Origin of the sequence: Leisingera sp., assembly GCF_034669605.1 — a bacterium.
Lineage (GTDB): Bacteria > Pseudomonadota > Alphaproteobacteria > Rhodobacterales > Rhodobacteraceae > Leisingera.
In genome coordinates, this window is sequence record NZ_JAXMOX010000320.1 from 1 (window position 1) to 3,300 (window position 3,300).

The 3,300-nt window shown below is 61.7% G+C and carries 3 protein-coding genes; all 3 read left to right on the forward strand.

The annotated features are described in order from the left end of the window. Positions 1-260 precede the first annotated feature (260 nt). Positions 261-1,355, forward strand: a complete 1,095-nt coding sequence (locus VOI29_RS23535; protein WP_323784195.1) for a dimethylsulfoniopropionate demethylase — start codon at positions 261-263, stop codon at positions 1,353-1,355. A gap of 93 nt (positions 1,356-1,448) precedes the next feature. Then, positions 1,449-2,441 carry an acryloyl-CoA reductase gene (gene acuI / locus VOI29_RS23540; RefSeq protein ID WP_323784197.1) on the forward strand — a complete coding sequence of 331 codons (993 nt, stop codon included), beginning with the start codon at positions 1,449-1,451 and terminating at the stop codon, positions 2,439-2,441. A 264-nt stretch (positions 2,442-2,705) separates the two neighbouring features. After that, a partial coding sequence (locus tag VOI29_RS23545; RefSeq protein ID WP_323784199.1) for a BCCT family transporter occupies positions 2,706-3,300 on the forward strand: 595 nt, incomplete at its 3' end.

The following is a 3,300-nucleotide window of genomic DNA, read 5'->3' on the forward strand; positions in this document are numbered from 1 at the left end:
TATAGCCGGGGCCATGCGCAGGGGAGATCTCGGTGATCGCTTACTCACTCGGTGCCGGAGGATAACCAATTGAAAACCTGCCAGCGTCCAAAGGCCGCGTCAGCCGATCGGGCGGTCACGAAGGAGCTGTTTCTGTACTGCCCTTCAAACGTGCCCAGCCCCTGTGTGGACTCGCTTGGCGCGCCTCCGAAGGCGGGCGGCCTGGACCGGCACCGCCCGAGGCAAACTGCAATGTGTAACGCTCATACGGAGAATTGAGCATGGCGAATATCTTTCCGTCCCGCCGCATCCGGCGCACGCCCTTTTCCAAAGGGGTCGAGGCTGCAGGCGTCAAGGGGTATACTGTCTACAACCACATGCTGCTGGCGACAGTGTTTGAAAGTCTTGAATACGACTGCGCACACCTCAAGGAGCATGTGCAGGTCTGGGATGTGTCCAGCGAACGCCAGGTCAGCATCAAAGGGCCGGACGCGCTGCGGCTGCTGAAACTGATCAGCCCGCGCGACATGGACCGGATGGCGGACGATCAGTGCTATTATGTTCCGGTGGTGGATCATAACGGCGGCATGCTGAATGATCCGGTGGCGGTAAAGCTGGCGGCGGACCACTACTGGCTGTCGCTGGCCGATGGCGACCTGCTGCAGTTCGTACTGGGCATCGCAATTGCCAAGGGATTTGACGTCGAGATCGTGGAGCCGGACGTTTCGCCGCTGGCTGTACAAGGCCCCCGGGCCGATGAACTGATGGCGCGGGTGTTTGGCGATGCGGTACGCGATATCCGCTTCTTCCGTTACAAGCGGCTTGCGTTCCAGGGTGTCGAACTGGTGGTTGCGCGCTCAGGCTGGTCCAAACAGGGCGGGTTTGAGGTTTATGTAGAAGGGGCGGATCTGGGCATGCCGCTGTGGGATGCATTGTTCGAGGCCGGAGAGGACATGTACGTGCGGGCGGGGTGCCCGAATACCATCGAACGCATCGAAAGCGGGCTGCTGAGTTACGGCAACGACATGACCCGCGAGAACACGCCCTATGAATGCAGGCTGGGCAAGTTCTGCAATTCGCCCGAAGACTACATCGGCAAGGCCGCACTGGCGGAACAGGCGGCATGCGGTCCCGGCCGGCAAATCCGCCCGCTGGTGATCGGCGGAGAGATCCCATCCTGCCTGGACGCTTGGCCGCTTTTTGCAGATGGCCGCCAAGTCGGGCAGGTGGGATCAGCCATCTTCTCCCCCGAATTCGGGGTGAATGCAGCGATTGGAATGGTGGACCAAAGCCATTGGGAGCCGGGAACGGTGATGGCGGTCGACACCGGGGCAGGGATGCTGCCTGCAACGGTGCAGGTCAGCTTCTGGCGCTAAGAAAGGGGGGCGCTGACCCCGCCCCGGCAAGCCACGGCCTGCCGGGGGTATTTTTGGCAAGAGGAAAAACACCTCTGGGAAAGGGAATGTGAAATGTTCAATGCATTGGTCGTAAACAAGGATGAGGACAGCGGTAAAACCTCTGCTGCAGTTCAGCAGCTGAGCCTGGAAGATTTGCCTGAGGGCGAGGTGACCGTCGCGGTCGATTATTCCACTGTGAACTACAAGGACGGCCTGTGCATCGGTCCCGGCGGCGGGCTGGTGCGCAAGTATCCGCATGTGCCGGGGATAGATTTTGCCGGCACGGTCGAAGCGTCCTCCGACGAGCGTTACAAACCCGGTGACAAAGTTGTGCTGACCGGCTGGCGGGTGGGCGAGGCGCATTGGGGCGGCTATTCGCAAAAGGCCAACGTGCGCGCCGACTGGCTGGTCCCGTTGCCCGAGGGGCTGGATACCCGCCAGGCGATGGCGGTGGGAACCGCAGGCTTCACTGCGATGCTGGCGGTGATGGCGCTGGAGGACCACGGGCTGGAGCCTGGCCATGGCCCGGTGCTGGTGACAGGTGCCGCGGGCGGTGTCGGCTCGGTGGCCACTGCAATCCTTGCCAGCCTGGGCTACGAGGTTGCAGGCGTGACCGGCCGGCCGGAAACTGCGGATTATTTGAAATCTCTAGGCGCTGCGCTGATCGTCGCGCGTGAAGAGATCAACGAGACCACCAAACGGCCACTGGAAAGCGAAAGCTGGGCGGGCTGCATCGATGCGGTCGGAGGCGCTATGCTGGCCCGCGTGCTTGGGCAGATGAAATACGGTGCCTCAGTCTCTGCCGTCGGCCTGGCTGGCGGGGCCGGGTTGCCCGCCACCGTCATCCCCTTCCTGCTGCGCGGAGTGAACCTCTTGGGCATCGATTCAGTCATGCAGCCTTATGACAACCGTCTGCGGGCCTGGCAGCGGATCGCCAATGATCTGCCGATGGACAAGCTGGAAGCGATGGTCCAGCCTGCCGTGCTGAGCGACCTTCCGCAGCTGGGCGCAGATATCCTCAAGGGCCAGGTCAAGGGCCGGGTTGTGGTTGATGTGAACGGCTGATCCAGCCTGGAACGACAGCATCGGAAAGGGCTGGTTCTTCCGGCCCTTTTCCAGTTCCGGACCGCTGGGCCGTCCGCAAACCGGAGGTCTGGAGACTTGTTTGCAATGCGGCATTCCGGTTGATAGTTGCGCAGTTCACGCTGGACACCTCTGTCATTAATCCGTTGCAATGTCGTTTTCCGCCGATGAGGGGTCCAAATTGCAAATCCTCCGGGCGCCATTCCCGCTGATGAAAAGCCCACAGACTATTCGGGGAGACACGCTATGACGACTGAAATCAACGAATCCGAGGCCGACTATGAGGTCGGCCAGGATAACATCCAGGTCATGGGCCTGGATGTTCACAACCCTGTCTTTGCCATTTCCGCGGTGACCATCGTCGCCTTCGTGATCCTCTCCCTGGTGTTCAAGGACCAGGCGGCGGCATTCTTTGGCTGGCTGCGCCCGGCGCTGACCAGCAAGTTTGACTGGGTCTTCATGATCTCGACGAACATCTTTGTGCTGTTCTCGCTGTTCCTGGTGGTATCGCCCTATGGCAAGATCCGGCTGGGTGGCGACGATGCGCGGCCGGACTATTCCTATGCCGGCTGGTTTGCGATGCTGTTCGCCGCCGGTATGGGCATTGGCCTGGTGTTCTGGGGGGTGGCTGAGCCGATCTCGCATTTCGGCGCATCGCTGGGCGGCACCGCTGCCGGCGGCGATGGGCTGCGCACTGACTGGGCGCCCTTGGGGGCCGCTGCAGGCGATGATGCGGCCGCGCAGAGGCTGGCAATGGCTGCAACCATCTTCCACTGGGGCCTGCATCCCTGGGCAGTCTATGCGGTGGTGGCACTGGCACTGGCTTTTTTCTCCTTCAACC